Source organism: Streptomyces sp. NPDC090021 (assembly GCF_044748225.1).
Taxonomy (GTDB): Bacteria; Actinomycetota; Actinomycetes; order Streptomycetales; family Streptomycetaceae; genus Streptomyces.
This window is the reverse complement of record NZ_JBIVFO010000017.1, coordinates 1-22,453: the sequence shown is the minus strand read 5'-3', so window position 1 is coordinate 22,453 and position 22,453 is coordinate 1. Positions and strand designations below refer to the sequence as shown.

The following is a 22,453-nucleotide window of genomic DNA, read 5'->3' as shown; positions in this document are numbered from 1 at the left end:
CTCCTCAGCGCAGCTTGGGGTCGAGGGCGTCGCGTACCGCGTCGCCGAGCATGATGAAGGCGAGCACCGTGATGCTCAGCGCGCCGGCCGGCCAGAGCAGCATGTGCGGGGCGTTGCGGATCTGCGAGGCGGCGTTGGAGATGTCGATGCCCCAGGAGACCGTGGGCGGGCGCAGGCCGACGCCGAGGAAGGACAAGGTCGCCTCCAGGGCGATGTACGTGCCGAGCGCGATCGTGGCGACGACGATGACGGGGGCGACGGCGTTGGGCGCCACGTGCCGCAGCAGCATCCGGGCGTTGCCGGCGCCCAGGGCCCTGGCGGCCTGGACGTAGTCGTTCTGTTTGGCGGTGATCACCGAGCCGCGGGCGATGCGGGCGATCTGCGGCCAGCCCAGCAGCACGATGAACCCGACCACGGGCCAGACGGTGGTGCTGGTGACGACCGACAGGAAGACCAGGCCGCCGAGGACGACGGGGATGCCGAAGAAGATGTCGGCGACCCGGGAGAGCAGGGAGTCGCCCCAGCCGCCGAAGAAGCCGGCGAGGCCGCCGAGGGCTGAGCCGAGCAGGGCGGCACCGAGGGTGGCGCAGACGCCCACGGTGATGGAGGCGCGGGCCCCGTAGACGGTGCGGGTGTAGACGTCGCAGCCCTGGGTGTCGTAGCCGAAGGGGTGGCCGGGGGCGGAGCCCTGCTGGGACTTGGAGAGGTCGCACTGCAGGGGGTCGCCGCTCGCGATGAGCTGCGGCCAGATCGAGATGAGGACGAGGAAGAGGATCAGGGCCGCGGAGACGATGAAGACGGGGTTGCGCCGCAGCTGGTGCCAGGCGTCGGACCACAGGGAACGGGCCCGCTCCCGGGGGCCGGAGGCGCCCGGTCCGGCGGTCTTCTCGATGCCCTCGACGCTCTCGGCCTCGTCCAGTGCCAGATCCATGGGTCCCCCTTGGCCCGTGGGTGAGACCGCCTCCTTCGGGCGGGGGCCCACCGGGTCGTAGCCGGCGGGTTCGGGGCGCTCGGGATCAGGCATAACGGATCCTCGGGTCCAGGACCGCGTAGAGCAGGTCGACGAGCAGGTTCGCCAGCAGGAAGACGATGACGAGGATGGTCACGAAGCCGACGACCGTGGGCGAGTTGTTGCGCAGGATGCCCTGGTAGAGCTGGTAGCCGACACCGTGGATGTTGAAGATCCGCTCGGTGACGATGGCGCCGCCCATCAGGGCGCCGATGTCGGTCCCGATGAAGGTGACCACCGGGATCAGGGAGTTGCGCAGCAGGTGGCGGGTGACGACCCTGCTGCGCGGCAGGCCCTTGGCGGTGGCGGTGCGGACGTAGTCGGCCTTGACGTTCTCGGCGATGGAGGTGCGGGACAGGCGCGTGACGTAGGCGAGGGAGACCAGCGCGAGGACGATGCCGGGCAGGATCAGCTCGTTCAGCGGTGCGTCCGCGGAGACGGTGGGCTTGACCCAGCCCCATTTGACGCCGAAGAGGTACTGCAGGAGGTAGCCCGTCACGAAGGTGGGCACGGAGATGACCACGAGGGTCATCACCAGCACCGTGGTGTCGACGGTCCGGCCGCGGCGCAGGCCGCTGATCACGCCGAGGGTGATGCCGATGACGATCTCGAAGAAGATCGCGACCAGGGTCAGGCGCAGGGTGACGGGGAAGGCGCTGGCCATCAGCTCGGTGACGGACTGTCCGTTGAAGGCGGTGCCGAAGTCGCCCTGGAAGATCTGCCCCATGTAGTGGAGGTACTGCTTCCACAGGGGCTGGTCGAGGTAGAGGTCCTTGCGGATGCGGGCGGCGGTGGCGGGGTCGGGGGCCTTGTCACCGAAGAGGGCCGCGACCGGGTCACCGAGCGCGTACACCATGAAGAAGATCAGGAACGTGCTGCCGATGAACACCGGGATCATCTGGAGCAGCCGCCGGATCACATAACGTCCCATGGAGTGCTCCATGCTGTGGGCGGGCGCGGCGGGCGGCCCCCCGCCGGGTGGGGGGCCGCCCCGCGGGGGGCCGGGATCCGGGTGGGGGTCAGATCACCTTGATCCGGTCGTAGACCGGGACGCTGAACTGGTTGAGGGCCACGTCCTCCAGGCGTTCGGAGTAGCCGGCGCTGCCGTTCTGGTACCAGAGCGGGATGGACGGCATCTGCTCGGCGAGGATCTTCTCCGACTCCTGGAAGCCGGCGATCGCCTTGGCCGGGTCGCTCTCCCGGTTCGCCTGGTCGACGAGGTCGTCGAACTGCTTGTTGCTGAACTTCCCGTAGTTGGAGGAGGCGCCGGTGTAGTAGAGCGGCTGCAGGAAGTTCTGGATCAGCGGGTAGTCGGCCTGCCAGCCGGAGCGGAAGGGGCCGGTCAGCTTGTAACTGCTCTGCTGGTTGCGGAAGTCGGCGAAGGTGCCGACCGGGTTGACCGTGCAGACCGGTCCCTCCCCCAGCGCGTTGTTGACGCTGTTGCAGACGGCGTCCATCCAGTCGCGGTGCGAGCCGGTGTCCACGTTGGAGGTCAGCGTGACCTTGCCGCCGGGCAGCCCGCCGCCCTCCTGGATCAGCTTCTTCGCCTCGGCCGGGTCGTAGACGCAGGCGTCGCCGCAGACCGTGGCGGAGAAGCCGCCCTTCTCACCGAGCGCGGGCGAGGTCCAGTCCTTGGCGGGCGTCCGGGTCTCCCGGAAGATCTGCTTGGTGATCTCGTCGCGGTTGATGGCCCGCGAGATGCCCTGGCGGACCTTCTCCATGCCCGGCTCGCTCCACTGCGGGTCGTACAGCGGGAAGGTGAGGGTCTGGATGATCAGGGCCGGCTGGTTGATGTACCGGTCGCCGAGGTCGTTCTTGACGTTCTTCAGCTGCTGCGCCGGGACGTCGTCGACGAGATCGAGGTTGCCGGAGATCAGGTCGGTGTAGGCGGTGTTGTTGTCGGTGTAGACCTTCAGGTCCACGCCGCCGTTCTGCGCCTTGTCCTCACCGGGGTACGCGTCCCACTTGCGCAGCTTCATCGCGGTGCCCTTGCTGTACGAGTCCACCGTGTACGGGCCGTTGCCGACGGGCTTGTCCAGCCAGCCGCTGTGGTCGGTGAAGAAGGACTTCGGCAGCGGGGAGAACGCCTGGTAGCCCAGGGTCTCCGGCCAGGTGGAGAACGTGTCCTTGAGGGCGACGGTGAAGGTCTTGGGATCCTTGACCACGAGTCCGGACATCGTCTTCGCCCTGGGTTCCCCGGACGCCGGGTGCACATCGTCGTAGCCGACGATGTCGGAGAAGAACGGCGCGTTGTTCTGCTTGTTGCGCACGTCCGCGCCGTAGTTCCAGGCGTCCACGAAGGACTGCGCGGTGACCGGCTCGTCGTTGCTGAACTTCCAGCCGTCCTTGAGTGTGATGGTGAAGTTCCGGCTGTCGGTCGTCTCGATGGACTCGGCGAGCATGTTCTTGGCCTCGCCGGTCTCGGGGTCGTAGCGCTTGAGGCCGCGGAAGAGCATGTCGAGGACCTTGCCGCCCTGCACCTCGTTGGTGTTGGCGGGCTCCAGCGGGTTCTGCGGGTCGCCCCACGAGGAGCTGATGATGCCCGCCTCGCCGCCTCCGCCGCTGTCGCTGCCGCCGCCGCAGGCCGTCGCCGCGAGGGTGACGGCCACCGCACATGCGGCCCACTGGGCGTGGGTGGCTCCGCGCATGGAGTGCCTCCTGTGACTCCTTCCCCCGGACGGATCCGGGGGACTTCTCACTCGGCTCCATGGAGCCTCGTGACGGCCAAGCCCTGACCGCTGCCCACAGGCAGGGTCACAGCGTATCGCCCAATGTCACCCCATATGTGGGCTTGCGCACTACAGGCTGGACCGATTGCACCCGCGCGTTGCGCCCCTGTCACCCCTGGGGGTGCACGGCCGGCGGCGGGGGCGGCCCGGCGCACGCAAAAGGGCCGGTCCCCGGCGCCGTGGGGCGCCGGGGACCGGCCGTCGGGCAGAGCGCGCACGTCAGACGGCCAGGATGGCCTTCTCCTCCGCGAAGTGGCACGCGGATTCGTGCGCGGCCAGGGTGTCCTGGCCCTTGAAGCGCTCCGGGATCGCCAGCAGCGGCTCCTCGGTGGAGCACTTGTCCTGGACCTTCCAGCAGCGGGTGCGGAAGCGGCAGCCCGACGGCGGGTTGGCCGGGGACGGGACGTCGCCGGTGAGGATGATGCGCTCGCGGGACTCGCGGACCTCGGGGTCCGGGACCGGGACCGCCGACAGCAGCGCCTGGGTGTAGGGGTGCGTCGGGTGGTCGTAGATCTGCGCGTCGGTGCCGATCTCGGCCATCTTGCCGAGGTACATGACGCCGACCCGGTCGGAGATGTGCCGGACGATCGAGAGGTCGTGCGCGATGAAGATGTAGGACAGGTTGAACTCGTCCTGCAGCTTCTCCATCAGGTTGATGACCTGCGCCTGCACCGACACGTCGAGCGCGGAGACCGGCTCGTCGCAGATGATGATCTCCGGGTTGAGCGCGAGGCCGCGGGCGATGCCGATGCGCTGGCGCTGGCCGCCGGAGAACTGGTGCGGGTAGCGGTTGATGTACTCCGGGTTCAGGCCCACAACGTCCAGGAGCTCCTGGACCTTGCGGCGCCGGTCGCCCTTCGGGGCCACCTCGGGGTGGATCTCGAAGGTCTCCCCGATGATGTCGCCGACCGTCATGCGCGGGTTCAGCGAGGTGTACGGGTCCTGGAACACCATCTGGATGTTGCGGCGGACGGCCTTCAGCGCACGCCCCGACAGCTTGGTGATGTCCTGGCCCTTGTAGAAGACCTCGCCGGCGGTGGCGCGCTCCAGGTTCATCAGGAGCTTGGCGACCGTGGACTTGCCACAGCCGGACTCGCCGACGATGCCGAGGGTCTCGCCCTGGTACAGGTCGAAGGACACTCCGTCGACGGCCTTGACCGCACCGACCTGCTTCTTGAACAGGATGCCCTGGGTCAGCGGGAAGTGCTTGACCAGGTTGCGGACCTGGAGGATCGGCTCGCGCTCGGTGGTGTTCTTGCTGAGCTCAGCCATGGATCTGGTCCTTCCAGAAGTGGCACGCGCTCCCGCGGCCGGGCAGTTCGGTGCCGTCCAGCTCGGTGACCGGGTGCAGGACCGGGATCTCCGTACGGCAGATGTCCTGCGCCTTGGGGCACCGGGGGCTGAAGGCACAGCCCGTCGGGATGCGGAGCAGGTTGGGCGGCAGGCCCTTGATCGCGTACAGCTCCTGGCCCTTCTGGTCCAGGCGCGGGATCGAGTCCAGCAGGCCACGGGTGTACGGGTGCGAGGGGCGCTTGTAGATCTCGTGGACCGGAGCGGTCTCGACGATCCGGCCCGCGTACATGACCGCGATCTTGTCCGCGACGTCGGCGACCACGCCGAGGTCGTGGGTGATCAGGATCAGACCCATGTTCATCTCGCGCTGGAGCTCCGCGAGCAGGTCCATGACCTGGGCCTGGACGGTCACGTCGAGAGCCGTCGTGGGCTCGTCGGCGATGATCAGGTCCGGCTCCAGGGCCAGCGCCATGGCGATCATGATGCGCTGGCGCATACCGCCGGAGAACTGGTGCGGGTAGTCGCCCACGCGCGCCTTGGCCGCGGGGATCTTCACGCGGTCCATGAGCTCGATGGCCTTGGCCTTCGAGTCCTTCTTGGACATGCCGCGGTGGACGCGGAACATCTCGCCGAGCTGGTCGCCCACCGAGTAGACCGGGTTCAGGGAGGACAGCGCGTCCTGGAAGATCATCGCCATCTTGTCGCCGCGGAGCTTGCGGCGCTCCTCGTCGGACATCTTGAGGATGTCCCGGCCGTGGAAGCGCACCTCGCCGCCGGCGACCCGTCCGGGCGGGCTGTCCAGGATGCCCATGATCGCCTGGGCGGTCACGGACTTACCGGAGCCGGACTCGCCGAGCACGGCGAGGGTCTCGCCGGCGCTGACGCTGTAGCTCACGCCGTTGACGGCCTTGGCGACCCCGTCACGGGTCTTGAACTCGACCTGGAGGTTGTCCACCTCCAGCAGCGGCACGGCGGACCCGCCGCCCGTCTCCGCAACGCTGAGAATCTCCGACGTCGTCACGCCGCCACCTTCGTCCTGCTTGCTGATGTTGTCTCGGAGCATCGGGCGGCCCTACCGCAGCTTCGGGTCGAGCGCGTCGCGCAGGCCGTCGCCGACGAAGGCGAAGCCGAGCACGGTGACGACGACGAAGAGGCTCGGGTAGAGCCACAGGTAGTCGTGGACGCCGATGAAGGGCTGACCGGCCGCCAGCATGTTGCCCCACTCCGGGACGTCGACCGGGACACCGGCGCCGAGGAAGGAGAGGGCGGCGACGCCGATGATGGTGGTACCGACGTTGAAGGTCGCGTAGACCAGGACGGGGGTCAGCGAGTTGGGCAGGATGTGCGTGCGGACGATCCGGCCGCCGCTGGCGCCGAGCGCCTTGGCCGCGTGGACGTAGTCCATCTCGCGCACCGACAGGATCGAGCTGCGCAGCAGTCGGGACACGGTCGCCCACGAGAAGACCGCGAGCGAGATGATCACCGGGGTGATGCCGCGGCCGGTGACCAGGATGATGACGACGGCGCCGATCATCAGCGGGAACGCGAGGAAGACGTCCGCGATGCGCATGACGAGGGTGTCGGCGAAGCCGGCGAAGTAGCCGGCGATGGCGCCGAGGGCGACACCTATCAGCACGGCGAAGAAGATCGAGGCGAGGCCGACGAACATGGCCACGCGGGTACCGGCGATGAGACGCGAGAACATGTCGCGGCCCAGGGCGTCGGTGCCCATCCAGTGCGTGGCGTTGGGCGACGCCAGGGTGTTCTCCAGGTCCTGCGCGCCTGGGTCGAACGGCGTGAACAGGTCGCCGAAGACCGCGGTGATGAACAGCAGGGCGATGATCACAAGACCGACGACGGCCAGCTTGTTCTGGACGAAGCGGTGGCGGATCTCGCCCCACTGGGTGAGCTGCTTGGGGGTTGCTTCGGGGGCGGCCGGCACGGGGCTCTCGTCCCCGATCGCCGGGCTCTTGACGAGCTCAGACATGAGGAAATCCTCCTTGGGGGGCGGTCAGCTGAGGCGGATACGCGGGTCGAGGGCCGCGTACAGCAGGTCCACGATGAGGCTGAGGACGACGAAGATGGCGACGCTGTAGGTCACCACGCCGATCACGATCGGGTTGTTCTGCTGCTGGATCGCCTGAACCAGTGCCAGACCGACACCGTCCCAGTTGAAGATCGCCTCGGTGATGAGCGCGCCACCGAGAAGTGCGCCGAACGAGATGCCCAGGTAGGTGACGACCGGGATGGACGAGTTGCGGAGCACGTGCTTGAAGAGCACGCGACGGCGCGGAAGTCCCTTGGCCACGGCGGTCTTCACGTAGTCCGCGCGCAGCACCTCCAGCATCGTGCCGCGGGTGAGGCGGGCGACGAACGCGATGTCGGTGATGGCGAGGGTGACCGCGGGGAGGACCATGCCTTCGAGCTTGTCTCCGCCGAGTTGCGGGAACCACTGGAGTTCGACCGCGAACCACTTCATGAGCAGCATGCCGATCACGAAGGTCGGGAATCCGACCATCATGGTCGTAAAGAGTGTCGTGGCCATGTCCAAGATGCTGTATCTGTACAGGGCGGCGATGATGCCGACGCCCATACCGAACACCGTCACGAGAGCGATGGCCAGCAGGGCCAGCTTCGCGGTGTTCGCCAGCTTGGGGCCGAGGATCTCGGACACCTCGCGGCGCTGGATGAAGTCCTCGCCGAGGTCTCCGGTCGCGACCTTCGACACGTAGTTCACGTACTGCTCGGGCAGCGACTTGTCGAGCCCGTACCGCGCCTTGAGCTCCGCGACCACCGCTGGGTCACGAGCCTTGTCGCTGCCTGCGATCGAGCCCACGGGGTCACCGGGGAGAACGAAAAGACAAGCGAACAGAACCATGGTCGCGCCGATGAGGACTACGACCATCTGCCCGAGGCGACGGGCGACGTACCTTCCCATGTTTGTGCCTCTCTACCTGGCCGCTTCTGGGAGCAGCGGCCTCCGGCCCATGGAAACGGGCCGGCTCTCGGCCGGCGGGGATTGCCCGCGGATGTGAGGGGTGCCGAAGTGAAAACGGCCTGCCGAGCGGGGCCGCGGCCCACCGGTCACCCGGGGGCCGCGGCACGTTCGCTCCTGACGGATATACCGTCCGAACCGATTACTTCTTGAGCGAGATCTTCTCGAGGATCGGGTCCTCGTTGAAGTTGATGTCGTCCAGACCGTTGAACTTGTCGGTCGCCATCAGGCGGAACTGGGAACGGTTGAAGGTCGGGATGAGGGCCATGTCGTCCATGGCGATCTTCTCGGCCTGCTTGTACAGCGCGATACGCGCGGCCTCGTCCTTGGTGGCGCGGGCCGTGTCGACCAGCTTGTCGAACTCGGGGTTGTTGTAACGGGCGCGGTTGTCACCGACCACGTTGCCCTCGGCGTCCTTGTTCATCGAGGTCGAGTGCAGCAGCGGGAACAGGAAGTTCTCCGGGGTCGGGTAGTCCGCACCCCACGCGAAGCGGTAGAGGCCGGTGGCCTGGCTGCCCTGCTGCTCCTTGAGCAGACCCGGGAAGTCCTTGCCGTCCAGCTTGACCTTCAGGCCGAGGACGTCCTCAAGCTGACGCGCGACGGCCTGGACCCACTCTTCGTGGCCCGCACCGGTGTTGAAGGAGAACTTGATCTCGGTACCCGGCTTCAGGCCGCCCTTCTCGGCGTGCTCCTTGGCCTTGGCGACGTCCTGCTTGACGCAGGAGGTGCACAGGTCCTTCTGGTACGCCTTCGGGAACGCCGGCGGCACGATGGTCGTCGACGGGGTCTGGAAGCCCTGGAAGACACCCTTGGCGATGGCCTGGCGGTCGATCGCGTAGGAGATCGCCAGACGGGCGTCCTTGTTGTTGGTCGGGCCGTTGTCACCGATCGGCAGAACCCAGTTCATGCCGTTGGTGTCCTTGGCGAACCACTTGTTCTGCGGCTTGAACTTGGCCTCGGCCGTCTTCAGCATCGGCGTCGGGATGTGCGCGTAGTCGAAGGTGCCGGCCTGGAAGCCGTCGTACTCGAGCTGGTGCGCGGTCTTGTCGTTGAGAAGGGTGACCTGGACCTTGTCCAGCTTCGCCTTCGTCAGGCCGTAGTCGTCGTTGCGGACGAGGTTGATGGCCTTGTTGTGCTCCCAGGTGCCGTCCATCTTGAACGGACCGTTGCCGATGGGGGCCTCGCCGAACGCCTTGTCCTCTTCGCCGACCTTGGCGACCTTCGGGACCGGGCTGTAGGCGGTGTGCGCCGTCTTCAGCACGAACTCGCAGTCGGCCTTGGACAGGTCGACCTTGATGGTGTGCGGGTCCGGGGTGGTGACACCGGAGAAGGTCTTGGCGGAGCCGTCCTGCAGCTCGGCGTAGCCCTTGATGCCGGCGAAGTGGTACGCCACGTCGGACGCGGCGGCCTTGTGCGCGGAACGCGCCCAACCGCGGGCGAATGCCTCGGCGTCGACGACCTCACCGTTGGAGAACTTGGTGTCCGGCTTGACCTTGAAGGTCCAGGAGGTGCAGCCCTCGTCCGCGGTCGCCGACTCGGCGAGCATCGGCTCGGCCAGACCGTCGGGCGTGTTCCCGTACAGGCCGGTGAACAGGGCGTTGGAGAGCAGGATGCCCGTGGACTCGTGGGCGCGCCCCGGGTCGATGGTGTCCGGCTCGGTGCTGCCCAGGCGGAACGTGCCGCCGCCGGCGGTGTTCCCCTTGTCCTTGCTGTCGCTACCGCCGCCACAGGCGGTAGCGGTCAGGGCGACGAGAACCGCGCCCACGACCCACTTGGCGCTCTTGGCACCGCGCATGGGTTTCCTCCTCATGAGTCCACTGATCGACTTGAGGGGCATGAAAACCTCGCCGACACCCCTGACGGCGAGTGGTTTCCTGCCCGTAGTGTGCTCGTGAGTCGGCGCGATCCCCACATCGCGTGACCCATTGACCCGAGCTCAATGGAGCCATCCTCAGGGACTGCTAGTCCGTAAACCACACTTAAGTGGTCTCGTTTTCACAACATCGATCCGCGGCAGAAACCCGAAATCCGGACAAACGGATAGGAGACAGACACGTGCGAAACGGACGGTTGGCTCATCATCCGGAGTGTCACGGTCGGTATGCGGACAGGTGAACGCAAAAATCCGTTTGACAGACGCGAACAGCCCCTTCCCGCACGGAGTCCGTGACGGAGAGGGGCTGCTGTTTTCCCGCACCCGGCGGCCGTCGGGGGCCGCCGCGGCCGTCGGCACCGGGCGGACCCGGGGCCGACGACCCGAACGCGGTTACTACTTGGCGGACTTGGCGCGCGACGCGGTGCGCGAGCGCTCCTTCTGGTCCAGGACGACCTTGCGGATGCGGACGGCCTCCGGGGTCACCTCGACGCACTCGTCGTCGCGGCAGAACTCCAGGGACTGCTCCAGGGAGAGCTTGCGCGGCGGGACGATCGCCTCGAACGAGTCGGCCGACGAGGACCGCATGTTCGTGAGCTTCTTCTCCTTGGTGATGTTCACGTCCATGTCGTCGGCGCGCGAGTTCTCGCCGACGATCATGCCCTCGTACACCTCGGTGCCGGGGTCGGTGAACAGGACGCCGCGCTCCTGCAGGTTGGTCATCGCGAACGCGGTGACCGCACCGGCGCGGTCGGCGACGAGGGAGCCGTTGTTACGGGTGACCAGCTGGCCGAACCACGGCTCGTGACCCTCGTGGATGGAGTGGCCGATGCCGGTGCCGCGGGTCTGCGTCAGGAACTCCGTACGGAAGCCGATGAGGCCACGGGACGGAACGACGAACTCCATGCGGACCCAGCCGGAGCCGTGGTTCGACATGTTGTCCATGCGGCCCTTGCGGACACCCATGAGCTGCGTGACGGCGCCCATGTGCTCCTCGGGCACGTCGATCGTCATGCGCTCGACCGGCTCGTGCACCTTGCCGTCGATCTCGCGGGTGACGACCTGCGGCTTGCCGATGGTCAGCTCGAAGCCCTCGCGGCGCATCTGCTCGACGAGGATCGCCAGCGCGAGCTCACCACGGCCCTGGACCTCCCAGGCGTCCGGGCGCTCGGTGTCGAGCACGCGCAGCGAGACGTTACCGATCAGCTCGCGGTCCAGGCGGTCCTTGACCTGGCGGGCGGTGACCTTGCGGTCCTTGACCGCGGACTTGGCGTCCGCGCCCTTGCCGGTGCCGCCGCGGCCGACCAGCGGGGAGGTGTTGGTGCCGATGACCATGGAGATGGCAGGCTCGTCCACCGTGATCAGCGGAAGGGCGATCGGGTTCTCCGGGTCGGCCAGGGTCTCACCGATCATGATGTCGGGGATACCGGCGACGGCGCAGATGTCACCGGGACCGGCGACCTCGGCCGGCTTGCGGGTCAGCGCCTCGGTCATCATCAGCTCGGTGATGCGGACGTTGGAGATCGTGCCGTCACGCTTGATCCACGCGACCGTCTGGCCCTTGCGCAGCTCGCCCTGCTCGACGCGCAGCAGCGCGATGCGGCCGAGGAAGTTGTCGGCGTCGAGGTTGGTGACGTGCGCCTGGAGGGGGGCCTCCTCCTCGTACGTCGGGGCCGGGACGTGCTCCAGGATGGTGGAGAAGAACGGCTCCAGGTTCTCGCTGTCGGCGGGGACGGTGCCGTCCTCCGGCTTGGTCAGCGAGGCGATGCCGTCACGGCCGCAGGCGTAGACGATCGGGAACTCGATCTGGTCCTCGTCGGCGTCCAGGTCCAGGAAGAGGTCGTAGGTCTCGTTGACGACCTCGTCGATCCGGGAGTCCGGGCGGTCCGTCTTGTTGATGCAGAGGATGACGGGCATCCGGGCCTGCAGCGCCTTGCGGAGCACGAAGCGGGTCTGCGGCAGCGGACCCTCGGAGGCGTCCACCAGAAGGACGACGGCGTCGACCATCGACAGTCCACGCTCGACCTCGCCACCGAAGTCGGCGTGGCCGGGGGTGTCGATGATGTTGATCGTGATCGGGGCCCCGCCGTCCTTGGGGTGGTACTTCACCGCCGTGTTCTTGGCGAGGATCGTGATGCCCTTCTCACGCTCCAGGTCGTTCGAGTCCATCATGCGGTCGTCGAGCTGCTGGTGGGCGGCGAAGGCACCGGCCTGCTTGAGCATGGCGTCGACGATGGTCGTCTTGCCATGGTCGACGTGGGCGACGATGGCGACGTTACGGATGTCGTGGCGCGTGGGCACTTCGGCGCTTCTCCCGGGATCGTGGATGGCGTCACGTACGGCCTGGCACGCGCGCCTCGACCGGGCGAAAACCTGCCACGGCCTTACCCCATGGTACGTCGAATGGCGGGAACCGCCTGCCGGGGGGTCTGTCAAGAGGCCGGAGGAATGATCGCGGCCGAGCGCGTGGTGGGGTGCCCGGGCCGCCGTTCCTGCGGGAAATCATGCGGGTCAACGGGTATCCACGACCTTGCCCGCCGGATGTCCGGCGGGCAAGGGACTTGAGTCACATCTGAGGTTGTGACCCGCGGGTCAACCTGACAGGCACCGCTTTGTCACCACATCTTCGCCAGGGCTACTTCTTCTTTCCCTTGGCGGTCGGCGGCTTCTTCCAGCCGATGTCCTGGTAGCGGGGTGCCCCGAGGCCGAAGGCTCCGGCATTGACCAGGCCGGGCTTGACGGCCACCAGCTCCGGGCGCTGGAAGAGCGGGATGGATCCGGCCGCGGCCCAGATCCGGGCGTCGGCCTTGCGCACCAGCTCACGGGACTGCGCCTCGTCCAGCTCCCCGAGCGCCTGATCGAACAGCTGGTCGATGTGGTCCGTTCCGACCCGCGTGTAGTTCTGCTCCACCATGAGCGAGCCGTCCGCCGCCGGCTCGGGCTTGGCGAAGATCGGCCGGGCGTCGGTGGCGGGGAAGGCCGTCGCCGGCCACGAGTACAGCGCCAGGTCGTACTGGCCCGAGGCGATGTGGTCCTTGAAGAAGCTGGCGTCGGCCACCTTGGTCGTCTCGGTGTTCACCCCGAGCTTGCGGAGCATCTGGGAGATCCGCTCGCCGACGGTGCGCAGGGACTCCGAGCCGGGTCCGGCCGGGAGGACGAACCTCAGGGTGAGCGCCTTGCCGTCCTTGGCGAGCATGTTCCCCGAGGTACGGGCGGCCGGCTTGGCCGGGGCGGGGGCCGGGGAGCCCTGGTCGGCGTCGGCCGCGTCGCCGTCCCGGGCCGCGCTGCGCTTGGCGTCGTCGACGGGGCGAAGCCTGGCCGCCTGGGCCAGCAGAAGGGCCTGCTGCCGGGCCCCGAACGGGGCGGGGGCCAGCACCGGGGAGACCCGGTCCCGCCCGTCGCCCGCCGAGGAGACGGCGGCGCCGGCCCCGGCGGCCCCGGCGTCGGCCGGGCCCGGGTGGTCGCCGTTGGCCCCGTCGTCCTGGCCGACGATGTAGAGGCCGTCGTTCCCGGTGCCCGGGCCCGCGGGGGTCTTGCCGTCGTCCTGCGGCGCGCTCTCCGGCCCGGCCTTGGCGCCGGCCGGCTCGCTGAGCCTGCCGCCCCGGCGCCAGCCGGCGTCGGCGAGGAGGGCCTGGGCCGCCTTCGTGTCCTGGCCGCCGAGGGCGCCGCTGTTGTCGGCGTACGCCTGCTGCCCGGCCAGGGCCACGTGGCTGCCGACCGGCTTCGCCGGCAGGCCGAGCGGCTTCAGCACCAGGTCGGCCAGTGCCTGGCGGTCCAGGGCGCGGGCCACCGCCCGGCGCACCCGCTCGTCCGCCAGCGGGCCGGACGCCCCGTTCATCGCCAGCTGCGTGTAGGCCGGCTCCAGGGACTTGCGGACCGTGAAACCGCGCAGCGCCTTCTGCTCGTCCGCGTACCGTTTGACCGACTCGGTGTGCTTGGTGCGGTTCTCCTTCTCCTCCTCCGCCTTCTCCTCGTCCGTGCCGTAGGCGGTCGCCCAGGACAGCGTGGCCTGCGCCGGGGTCAGCGCGGCGCCCGGTCCGTGCGCCGGGGCCCCGCCCGCGCCGGTACCGGCCGCGCCGCCCTTGCCGGAGGCCCCCTTGCCGGAGGCGTCCCGGCGGGCCAGTGCGATGCGGTCCGCCCCTGACCGGTCGATCTCCGCCAGGTCCAGCTTCCCGGCGGCCAGCGCCGCGGGGCGCTCGGCCCGCGGCACCGCCGTCAGGACCAGCGTGTCCAGCTTGGCCTGCTGCCCCCACCAGCGCGGATTGCGGGTCAGGGCGGCGGTGCCGGTCTTCTTGTCGATCGCCCCGAGGCCGAAGGGCCCGGCAGTGACCTTCAGGGTGCCGCGGGCGCCCTCGTTGAAGGCGTCCGGGGTACCGGTGACCTGCTTGGGGTAGAGCGGGGAGAACAGCGAGCGCCAGTCCGCGTACGGCTTGCCGAAGGTGACCCGTACCTCCAGGTCGGTCTTGCCCTTCTCGATCTTCTCGATGCGCTCGTAGCCGGCGTTGCGCGCCGTCCAGTACGCCGAGTCCTTGCCGTTCAGGGCCCGCCACTGGGCCACGAAGTCGGGCGCGCCGATCTCCCGCCCGTCGCTCCACACGGCCTGCTGGTTCAGCTTGTACAGGACGACCTGCTTGGGCTCCCGCTCGATGACCTCGGCCTTCTCCAGGTAGTCGGGATTGGCCACCGGTCGCCCCTTGGCGTCCAGCACGAACAGGTGCGGCAGCACGGCCCCCGCGATCCTGTTGGTGGTGGCGTCCGCGTCGGCCTGGAAGGCGTTGAGGGTGTCCGGGAGGGCGTCCACCGCCCACCGCAGCACACCCCCGTCCGCGACCTTGTCTCGTTTGGTCGTCGCGATGTCCTGCCCTGCGGCGGCCGGGCCGCCCTCGTCGTCACCCGCGCCGCAGCCCGTGAGCAGCGGCAGTGCGAGGACTCCCGAGGTCAGGAGCGCCAAGGACCTGCGCCTTCTCTGGGACATGGGTGGTACCTCCGGGGCGGGGCGTGGGGGAAGCATGATCACGTTCGGCGGTATATGGGCTGATCACACCGGTTGCCGGAATCCACTGAAATCGACTCCGCTGCGCACCCTCCGCAGCCGCCTCCCGCCACGCCGCGAACCCCACCCGTGCGGACCAATCCGGCGTGCGCGGCAAGAGGGCGTTCCCCCGGCGGAGGGACGAGAATGGGGGCAGGGAGGGGCGCACAGTTCGCGCCTGCGCGCCCGCAATCGCTGCACGTCCCTTCACAACCGGGGACGCGAAGCGCGACACTCGCAGGCGCACATGAGCGTTGCCACCGCACCCTGGCGGAAATGAGGGCAAATCATGTCCCTGAACGACGATCTGACCGCTGTACGACGCAACCTGGACGAGCTGACGCGGAAGGTCGAGCGGCTGGAGCAGCAGGCCGCGGCCGCACGCCGGCGGCCCGCGTCGGCGGCGCCGGACCAGTCCCGGATGGTTCCGGTCCCGGACACCCCCTACGACAGCACGCTGTGGACGGACTCCGACGACGAGGGCCTGGGCGCCCGCGACCGCCGCGCGCCCTGACACCGCGCCCGCGCGTGCCGCACGCCGTCCGCGTGCCGCACGCCGTCCCCGTCCCCCACGCCGTCCGTCCCGCACCCCCGTCCGGCCCGGCCGCCCCGCGGCCGGGCCCTGCGGGAGCGCCCCCTCACCACTCCTACCGGAGTCCCCTTTGGCCACAGGCACGGAACGACCCCAGCAGCGGCCCGGCGGCGTCCACGACGCCTCGCGGGCCGCGATCACGGCCCGGCACCTGCGGACCGACCGATGGTGGCTGGCCCCCGCCGGCACCGCGGCCGGGCTGCTCGCCTTCATCGTCTACTCGACCTGGCGCGCCTTCGCGAACGCCGACTACTACGCCGCCCCCTACGTCTCCCCCTTCTACTCCCCGTGCCTCGCGGAGAACTGCGTGGAGATGCGCGGCGGCCCCAACTGGGACCTCTTCGGCAGCTGGTGGGGCCTGTCCCCCGCCCTGCTGATCCTGGTCTTCCCGCTCGGCTTCCGCCTGACCTGCTACTACTACCGCAAGGCCTACTACCGGGGCTTCTGGGCCTCGCCGCCCGCCTGCGCCGTCGCCGAACCGCACGCGAGGTACACCGGCGAGACCCGCTTCCCGCTCATCCTCCAGAACGCCCACCGGTACTTCTTCTACGCAGCCGTCCCCGTCGCGGGCATCCTCACCTACGACACCGTGCTGACCTTCCGCGACGAGGAGTACGCGTGGGGCCACATGGGCCTGGGAACCCTGCTGTTCCTGGTCAACATCACCCTGATCTGGGCCTACACGCTGTCCTGCCACTCCTGCCGCCACATCATGGGCGGCCGCCTCAAGCATTTCTCGAAGCACCCGGTGCGCTACCGCCTCTGGGGCTGGATCAGCCGCCTCAACTCCCGCCACATGCAACTGGCCTGGGCCTCGCTGATCAGCGTGGCCCTGTGCGACTTCTACGTGTACCTGCTGGCCAGCGGCGCCTTCACCGACCCGAGGATCTTTTGAGATGGCTCAAGTGGAACGGCAGCAGTGGGACGTGGTCGTCGTCGGCGCCGGCGGCGCGGGGCTGCGGGCCGCGATCGAGGCCCGCGAGCGGGGCGCCCGTACGGCCGTGATCTGCAAGTCCCTGTTCGGCAAGGCCCATACGGTGATGGCGGAGGGCGGGATCGCCGCCTCCATGGGCAACGTCAACGAGGGCGACAACTGGCAGGTGCACTTCCGCGACACCATGCGCGGAGGGAAGTTCCTCAATCAGTGGCGGATGGCGGAACTCCACGCCAAGGAGGCCCCGGACCGGGTCTGGGAGCTGGAGACCTGGGGTGCGCTCTTCGACCGCACCCCCGACGGGAAGATCTCCCAGCGCAACTTCGGCGGACACGAGTACCCCCGCCTCGCGCACGTCGGCGACCGCACCGGCCTGGAACTGATCCGCACCCTCCAGCAGAAGATCGTCGCGCTGCAGCAGGAGGACTTCAAGGAGCACGGGGACCACGAGGCCCGGCTCAAGGTCTTCCAGGAGTGCACGGTCACGCGGGTCCTCAAGGACGGACCGAAGGTCTCGGGGGTCTTCTGCTACGAACGCGAGACCGGCCGCTTCTTCGTGCTGGAGGCCCCGGCCGTGGTCCTGGCCACGGGCGGCATCGGCAAGTCGTTCAAGACCACCTCCAACTCCTGGGAGTACACCGGCGACGGCCACGCGCTGGCCCTCCTCGCGGGTGCGCCCCTGCTCAACATGGAGTTCGTGCAGTTCCACCCGACCGGTATGGTCTGGCCGCCGTCGGTGAAGGGGATCCTCGTCACCGAGTCCGTGCGCGGCGACGGCGGGGTACTGCGGAACTCCGAGGGCAGGCGGTTCATGTTCGACTACGTCCCGGACGTCTTCAAGGAGAAGTACGCGGAGTCGGAGGAGGAGGGCGACCGCTGGTACGAGGACCCCGACCGCAACCGCCGCCCGCCCGAGCTGCTGCCCCGGGACGAGGTGGCGCGGGCCATCAACTCCGAGGTGAAGGCCGGCCGCGGCTCCCCGCACGGCGGGGTCTTCCTCGACGTGTCCACCCGGATGCCCGCCGAGCGGATCAGGCGGCGGCTCCCGTCCATGTACCACCAGTTCAAGGAGCTGGCGGACGTGGACATCACCGCGGAGCCGATGGAGGTCGGTCCGACCTGCCACTACGTGATGGGCGGGATCGCGGTCGACTCCGAGACCGCGGCCACCGTCGGGGTGCCCGGACTGTTCGCGGCGGGCGAGGTCGCCGGCGGGATGCACGGCTCGAACCGGCTCGGCGGGAACTCCCTGTCCGACCTGCTGGTCTTCGGCCGGCGGGCCGGGCTGCACGCCGCCGAGTACGCGGCCGCACCCTCGGGGCGCCCGGCCGTCTCCCAGGCCGGGATCGACGCGGCGGCCACGGAGGCGCTGGCCCCGTTCCATGCCACCGACGGCGCGGAGAACCCGTACACCCTGCACCAGGAGCTCCAGACGACCATGAACGACCTCGTCGGCATCATCCGCCGGGAGGGCGAGATGGCCGAGGCCCTGGAGCGGCTCGCGGCCCTGCGCGTACGGGCCTGTCGGGCCGGCGTCGAGGGGCACCGGCAGTTCAACCCGGGCTGGCACCTCGCCCTGGACCTGCGCAACATGCTGCTGGTCAGCGAGTGCGTGGCCCGCGCGGCGCTGGAGCGCACCGAGAGCCGGGGCGGGCACACCCGCGAGGACTGCCCGGCGATGGAGCGGACCTGGCGCCCGGTGAACCTGCTGTGCCGGCCCGTGGACCCCGTACCGGCGGACCCGGCGGCCGACCGGATCGAGCTGGTCCGGACCCGCACCGACCCCATCCGCCCCGACCTGCTCGCGCTGTTCGACAAGGAAGAGCTGGTCAAGTACCTCGCCGAAGAGGAGCTTCACGAATGAGCACGTACGACGCGAGCTTCCGGATCTGGCGGGGCGACGCGGAAGGCGGGGCGCTCGGGGACTTCACCGTCGAGGTGCACGACGGCGAGGTGGTCCTGGACATCGTCCACCGGCTCCAGGCCACCCAGGCCCCGGACCTGGCAGTGCGCTGGAACTGCAAGGCGGGCAAGTGCGGCTCGTGCAGCGCGGAGGTCAACGGGCGGCCACGGCTGATGTGCATGACGCGCATGTCGACCTTCGAACGGACCGAGACGGTCACGATCACCCCGCTGCGCGCCTTCCCGATCGTCCGGGACCTGGTCACGGACGTGTCCTTCAACTACCGCAAGGCCCGGGAGGTCCCGGCTTTCGTGCCGCCGGAGGGGGTGGCCCCGGGCGAGTACCGGATGCAGCAGATCGACGTGGAGCGCTCGCAGGAGTTCCGCAAGTGCATCGAGTGCTTCCTGTGCCAGGACACCTGTCATGTGGTGCGTGACCACGAGGAGAACAAGCCGGCCTTCGCCGGTCCGCGCTTCCTGATGCGGGTGGCGGAGCTGGACATGCACCCCCTGGACGCGGCCTCGGAGGCGGGTCTGGACCGCAAGCGGGCCGCGCAGGAGGAGCACGGGCTCGGCTACTGCAACATCACCAAGTGCTGTACGGAGGTCTGTCCCGAGGGCATCAGGATCACCGACAACGCGCTGATCCCGCTGAAGGAGCGGGCGGTGGACCGCAAGTACGACCCGCTGGTGTGGCTGGGCAGCCGGATCGGCCGCCGGAAGGGCTGAGGACCGGCAGCCGGAGGCCGGGGCCCCGCAGGAGGGGGCCCCGGCTCACCGCCCGGTCAGCGGCCGGAGTGGTCGACGACGTTGCCGTTGGAGCAGTTGTTCGCGTGGTCGCCGACCCAGTCGCCCATGACGGGGACCACGGCCACCTCCTGGAGGCAGACGGCGGCGGCGGTGAAGTTCCAGTTGTCGGCCGCGTTCACCCCGCCCCCGAAGTTGGAGTCGTTGTCGGCGTGGGCGGGGGCGGCGAGGCCGAGGGCGGCCACGGTGAGCGCGGCCGCAGTCATGATCTTCTTCATGGCCTGCCAACGACCACCTCCCCGGCCGGGTCACTGCCCCTTGCTCCGGATGCGGCCGCGGTGAAGCACTCATACCCTCCCAAATGTGATCCCGCCGAGAGCAGCGCCGCGCAGCAGAGCACTCGCACGGGCCGGGCTCGCCCTGGCCGCCGGACTGCTGGCGCTCGGCGGCTGGGGTGTCGCACAGGCTCCGGTGGCACGGGCCGAGGATCCCGTCGCCCTGTCGCAGCAGGGGCAGATCACCGATCTCGTCGGTGCGCTGGGCGACCGGCAGCCCGCCGTCTCCGCCGCCCTCGACGATCTGTACACCGATCGGAGGATCCAGCTCTTCGTGGTGTACGTGCAGGACTTCTCCGGGCGCTCCGCCCAGAGCTGGGCGGACGCCACCGCCCAGCGCAACGGCCTCGGGCGGGACGACGTCCTGCTGGCCGTGGCCACCGGGGCCCGTCAGTACGCCTATTCGGCCGATGTCGATTCCGGTTTCACCGAGCGGCAGCTGGCGGAGGTGGCGCGGACCGCGATCGAGCCGCCCCTGCGGCAGAACGACTGGGCGGGCGCGGCGATCGGCGCGGCGAACGGCTACAACGCGGTCCTCGGCGGGCAGCCCGTGCCGGCGCCGACCATCACGCCCGGTCCGGTCGACCCCGGCGGCGGGAGCGGCGGGAGCGGCGCGGGGGACTATGTGCTCCCGGTGGTCGCGGTCGGCGCGGCCGGGGCGCTCGGCGTGTACGCGTACACCCGGCGCAGGCGCCGGGACGACGCGGCCGGCGGCCGGGGCACGACGACCGGGCCGGGCTGGCCCGAGGGGGCGCCGGACCGCCTGCCGCTGCCGGAGCTGGACGGCCGGGCGAAGTCCCTGCTGGTGGAGACGGACGACGCGGTCCGCACCAGCACCGAGGAACTCGGTTTCGCCAGCGCGCAGTTCGGTGAGGAGGCGGCGGCCCCTTTCACCGCGGCGGTGGAGTACGCCAAGGGCGAGCTGACGCACGCCTTCCGGCTGCGCCAGCAGCTCGACGACGCCTATCCGGAGGACGACGCAACCCGGCGGCGGATGCTGGACGAGATCGTCGCCCGCTGCACGGAGGCGAGCCGGCGGCTGGACGCCCAGGCGGCGGACTTCGACCGGCTGCGGGACCTGGAGAGGAACGCCCCGCAGGCGCTGGCGGCCGTGGAGGAGCGCTATCTGGAGCTCACCGGGCGCAGCACCACCGCCGAGGCGACCCTGACCGCGCTGACCCGGCGGTACGCGGATTCCGCTTCGGCGCCGGTCGCCTCCAACCCCGAGCAGGCCAAGGACCGCCTGCTGTTCGCGGCGACCCGCCTGGGGCTGGCCCATGCGGCCGTCGACGCCGGTGAGAACGGCACGGCGGCCGTCCACGTACGGTCCGCCGAGGGGGCGGTGGACCAGGCGTCGACCCTGATGGACTCGGTGGAGCGGCGGGCGCAGGAGCTGGCGGAGGCCGCCGGGAAGCTGCCGGGCGCGCTGACCGAGACGGAGACCGACCTCGCGGACGCCCGCGGGCTGCTGACCGGTACGGCGGAGGGCACTTCCACGGCGGACCTGCGCGGGCGCATCGGCCGGGCGGAGGCCGTACTGGCCGACGTGCGGCGGGAGGAGGCGGCCGGCCGCTACGACCCGATCGACGCCCTGCGCCGGGTGGAGGAGGCCGACGCGGCCCTGGACGAGGCGCTGGCCGGGGCCCGGGAACGGGAGTCGGGCCGGCAGCGGGCCGCGGCCCTGCTGGACCAGGCCATGCTGGCGGCGCGCAGTGCGATCGGTGCGGCGACGGACTACATCACCACGACCCGGGGCGCGGTGGGCAGCCAGGCGCGTACGCGGCTGGCGGAGGCGGGCCGGCATCTGGAGCGGGCGGGGGCGCTGGCCGCGGGCGACCCGTCGGAGGCGCTGGCAGAGGCCCAGCAGGCGGACGCGCTCGCACGGCAGGCGCAGCAGCTGGCGGAGCAGGACGTACGGGGGTACCGGGACCCGTACGCGGGCCGGGGCGGCGGCCAGGGCGGCGCCGTGCTGGGCGGGATCATCCTCGGCGAGATCCTGCGGGGCGGCCGGGGCGGCCGGGGCGGCGGCTTCGGCGGGGGCGGTGGGGGGTTCGGTGGCTTCGGGGGCGGCGGTGGCGGCGGCCCGGGCTCCTTCGGGGGCGGCGGCACCCGGGGCCGCATGGGCGGTGGCGGCCGCTTCTGAACGCCCGCGGCGCGGGTCCCGTACCGGACAAAGTCCATCCCTCACCAGGAGAGAACCGTCATGAGCAAGCAGACCATCCTCGGCCGGGTCACCCAGCTCGCCAAGGCCAACATCAACGCGCTGCTGGACCAGGCGGAGGACCCGCAGAAGATGCTGGACCAGCTGATCCGGGACTACGGCAACAACATCTCGGAGGCGGACCAGGCGGTCGCGACGACGATCGGCAACCTGCGGTTGCTGGAGGCGGACCACAAGGAGGACGTGGACGCGGCCGCCGAGTGGGGTTCCAAGGCCCTGGCGGCGAGCCGGAAGGCGGACGAGCTGAGGGCGTCGGGCGCGACGGCGGAGGCCGACCGGTTCGACAACCTGGCGAAGGTGGCGCTGGGCCGGCAGCTGCAGTCGGAGAAGGAGGCGAAGACGGCCGAGCCGACGATCGCCGCGCAGACGGCGGTCGTCGACAAGCTCACGTCGGGCCTGGACACGATGCGGAACAAGCTGACCGAGCTCCAGGCGAAGCGGGACGAGCTGGTGGCGCGGGCGCGGACCGCCGAGGCGCAGAACACCATGCTGGACGCGGTGAAGAACATCGACGTGATGGACCCGACGAGCGATCTCCACCGCTTCGAGGAGAAGGTGCGGCGCGAGGAGGCGATGGCACTGGGCAAGCAGGAGCTGGCCGCGTCCTCGCTGGACGCGCAGTTCGAGTCCCTGGAGGACCTCGGCAGGGCCTCGGAGATCGAGGCCCGCCTGGCCGCCCTCAAGCAGGGCCGGGCCGCCTAGGGCCTGTATTGAGTTGCCCCGTGGAGCAAGGAGCGGCGTTCGGTGCGTGCCCTCGGCGTGCGGGACGAATATCCTCGTAGCGGAGCTAC

The 22,453-nt window shown here is 69.9% G+C and carries 17 protein-coding genes; 6 read left to right on the top strand and 11 right to left on the bottom strand.

The window, feature by feature from the left end; all coding sequences use genetic code 11:
• Positions 1–4 precede the first annotated feature (4 nt).
• From ACIPXC_RS15695 to ACIPXC_RS15650, 10 genes are all read right to left on the bottom strand, one after another.
• Positions 5–931 carry an ABC transporter permease gene (locus ACIPXC_RS15695; RefSeq protein ID WP_401617659.1) on the bottom strand — a complete coding sequence of 309 codons (927 nt, stop codon included), beginning with the start codon at positions 929–931 and terminating at the stop codon, positions 5–7.
• Between the two features lie 85 nt (positions 932–1,016).
• Complete coding sequence (locus ACIPXC_RS15690) at positions 1,017–1,940, bottom strand: ABC transporter permease (RefSeq protein WP_401617657.1); 924 nt, start codon at positions 1,938–1,940, stop codon at positions 1,017–1,019.
• 88 nt (positions 1,941–2,028) lie between these two features.
• Positions 2,029–3,657, bottom strand: a complete 1,629-nt coding sequence (locus tag ACIPXC_RS15685; RefSeq protein ID WP_401617656.1) for an ABC transporter substrate-binding protein — start codon at positions 3,655–3,657, stop codon at positions 2,029–2,031.
• Between the two features lie 300 nt (positions 3,658–3,957).
• Positions 3,958–5,010 carry an ABC transporter ATP-binding protein gene (locus tag ACIPXC_RS15680; RefSeq protein ID WP_401617653.1) on the bottom strand — a complete coding sequence of 351 codons (1,053 nt, stop codon included), beginning with the start codon at positions 5,008–5,010 and terminating at the stop codon, positions 3,958–3,960.
• Entirely contained in the window at positions 5,003–6,094 is a 1,092-nt protein-coding gene (locus ACIPXC_RS15675) for an ABC transporter ATP-binding protein (protein ID WP_364849199.1), read from the bottom strand. The genes ACIPXC_RS15680 and ACIPXC_RS15675 overlap by 8 nt, the downstream gene beginning before the upstream one ends.
• Before the next feature lie 9 nt (positions 6,095–6,103).
• Entirely contained in the window at positions 6,104–7,018 is a 915-nt protein-coding gene (locus ACIPXC_RS15670) for an ABC transporter permease (RefSeq protein WP_401617649.1), read from the bottom strand.
• 24 nt (positions 7,019–7,042) lie between these two features.
• Positions 7,043–7,909: an ABC transporter permease gene (locus ACIPXC_RS15665; RefSeq protein ID WP_401617933.1), complete on the bottom strand. Its 867-nt coding sequence runs from the start codon at positions 7,907–7,909 to the stop codon at positions 7,043–7,045.
• Positions 7,910–8,168: 259 nt separating this feature from the next.
• Positions 8,169–9,821: an ABC transporter substrate-binding protein gene (locus ACIPXC_RS15660; protein WP_401617646.1), complete on the bottom strand. Its 1,653-nt coding sequence runs from the start codon at positions 9,819–9,821 to the stop codon at positions 8,169–8,171.
• Positions 9,822–10,295: 474 nt separating this feature from the next.
• Positions 10,296–12,200 (bottom strand): translational GTPase TypA, encoded by a 1,905-nt coding sequence (typA, locus tag ACIPXC_RS15655; RefSeq protein ID WP_401617644.1) that lies wholly within the window; start codon positions 12,198–12,200, stop codon positions 10,296–10,298.
• 334 nt (positions 12,201–12,534) lie between these two features.
• On the bottom strand, positions 12,535–14,874 hold the full coding sequence (locus ACIPXC_RS15650) for an ABC transporter family substrate-binding protein (RefSeq protein WP_401617641.1): 2,340 nt from the start codon (positions 14,872–14,874) through the stop codon (positions 12,535–12,537).
• Positions 14,875–15,220: 346 nt separating this feature from the next.
• Here ACIPXC_RS15650 and ACIPXC_RS15645 point away from each other — a divergent pair, with 346 nt between their 5' ends.
• The 4 genes from ACIPXC_RS15645 (at position 15,221) to ACIPXC_RS15630 (ending at position 19,088) form a co-directional block, all read left to right on the top strand.
• The gene (locus ACIPXC_RS15645) at positions 15,221–15,445 is read left to right on the top strand and encodes a hypothetical protein (protein WP_401617638.1); all 225 of its coding nucleotides are present in this window, start codon (positions 15,221–15,223) and stop codon (positions 15,443–15,445) included.
• Positions 15,446–15,593: 148 nt separating this feature from the next.
• Positions 15,594–16,418 carry a hypothetical protein gene (locus ACIPXC_RS15640; protein WP_401617635.1) on the top strand — a complete coding sequence of 275 codons (825 nt, stop codon included), beginning with the start codon at positions 15,594–15,596 and terminating at the stop codon, positions 16,416–16,418.
• A gap of 1 nt (position 16,419) precedes the next feature.
• Positions 16,420–18,321: a fumarate reductase/succinate dehydrogenase flavoprotein subunit gene (locus tag ACIPXC_RS15635; protein ID WP_401617633.1), complete on the top strand. Its 1,902-nt coding sequence runs from the start codon at positions 16,420–16,422 to the stop codon at positions 18,319–18,321.
• A complete protein-coding gene (locus tag ACIPXC_RS15630; RefSeq protein ID WP_401617630.1) occupies positions 18,318–19,088 on the top strand; it encodes a succinate dehydrogenase/fumarate reductase iron-sulfur subunit in 771 nt (256 codons plus the stop codon). Before ACIPXC_RS15635 ends, ACIPXC_RS15630 begins: the two co-directional genes overlap by 4 nt.
• Before the next feature lie 56 nt (positions 19,089–19,144).
• Here ACIPXC_RS15630 and ACIPXC_RS15625 read toward each other — a convergent pair whose 3' ends face one another.
• A complete protein-coding gene (locus ACIPXC_RS15625) occupies positions 19,145–19,384 on the bottom strand; it encodes a hypothetical protein (RefSeq protein WP_401617627.1) in 240 nt (79 codons plus the stop codon).
• 85 nt (positions 19,385–19,469) lie between these two features.
• Here ACIPXC_RS15625 and ACIPXC_RS15620 point away from each other — a divergent pair, with 85 nt between their 5' ends.
• Both ACIPXC_RS15620 and ACIPXC_RS15615 read left to right on the top strand, forming a co-directional pair.
• Positions 19,470–21,584, top strand: coding sequence for a TPM domain-containing protein (locus tag ACIPXC_RS15620; RefSeq protein WP_401617624.1), 2,115 nt, complete (start codon positions 19,470–19,472; stop codon positions 21,582–21,584).
• A 60-nt stretch (positions 21,585–21,644) separates the two neighbouring features.
• The gene (locus ACIPXC_RS15615) at positions 21,645–22,364 is read left to right on the top strand and encodes a PspA/IM30 family protein (RefSeq protein ID WP_401617621.1); all 720 of its coding nucleotides are present in this window, start codon (positions 21,645–21,647) and stop codon (positions 22,362–22,364) included.
• Positions 22,365–22,453: the final 89 nt, after the last annotated feature.

Bases quoted from the DNA above. Each gene is read 5' to 3' on its own strand.
- ACIPXC_RS15695 (WP_401617659.1), bottom strand. From the start codon at position 931: ATGGATCTGGCACTGGACGAGGCCGAGAGCGTCGAGGGCATCGAGAAG.
- ACIPXC_RS15690 (WP_401617657.1), bottom strand. From the start codon at position 1,940: ATGGGACGTTATGTGATCCGGCGGCTGCTCCAGATGATCCCGGTGTTC.
- ACIPXC_RS15685 (WP_401617656.1), bottom strand. From the start codon at position 3,657: ATGCGCGGAGCCACCCACGCCCAGTGGGCCGCATGTGCGGTGGCCGTC.
- ACIPXC_RS15680 (WP_401617653.1), bottom strand. From the start codon at position 5,010: ATGGCTGAGCTCAGCAAGAACACCACCGAGCGCGAGCCGATCCTCCAG.
- ACIPXC_RS15675 (WP_364849199.1), bottom strand. From the start codon at position 6,094: ATGCTCCGAGACAACATCAGCAAGCAGGACGAAGGTGGCGGCGTGACG.
- ACIPXC_RS15670 (WP_401617649.1), bottom strand. From the start codon at position 7,018: ATGTCTGAGCTCGTCAAGAGCCCGGCGATCGGGGACGAGAGCCCCGTG.
- ACIPXC_RS15665 (WP_401617933.1), bottom strand. From the start codon at position 7,909: ATGGTTCTGTTCGCTTGTCTTTTCGTTCTCCCCGGTGACCCCGTGGGC.
- ACIPXC_RS15660 (WP_401617646.1), bottom strand. From the start codon at position 9,821: ATGCGCGGTGCCAAGAGCGCCAAGTGGGTCGTGGGCGCGGTTCTCGTC.
- ACIPXC_RS15650 (WP_401617641.1), bottom strand. From the start codon at position 14,874: ATGTCCCAGAGAAGGCGCAGGTCCTTGGCGCTCCTGACCTCGGGAGTC.
- ACIPXC_RS15645 (WP_401617638.1), top strand. From the start codon at position 15,221: ATGTCCCTGAACGACGATCTGACCGCTGTACGACGCAACCTGGACGAG.
- ACIPXC_RS15635 (WP_401617633.1), top strand. From the start codon at position 16,420: ATGGCTCAAGTGGAACGGCAGCAGTGGGACGTGGTCGTCGTCGGCGCC.
- ACIPXC_RS15630 (WP_401617630.1), top strand. From the start codon at position 18,318: ATGAGCACGTACGACGCGAGCTTCCGGATCTGGCGGGGCGACGCGGAA.
- ACIPXC_RS15625 (WP_401617627.1), bottom strand. From the start codon at position 19,384: ATGAAGAAGATCATGACTGCGGCCGCGCTCACCGTGGCCGCCCTCGGC.
- ACIPXC_RS15615 (WP_401617621.1), top strand. From the start codon at position 21,645: ATGAGCAAGCAGACCATCCTCGGCCGGGTCACCCAGCTCGCCAAGGCC.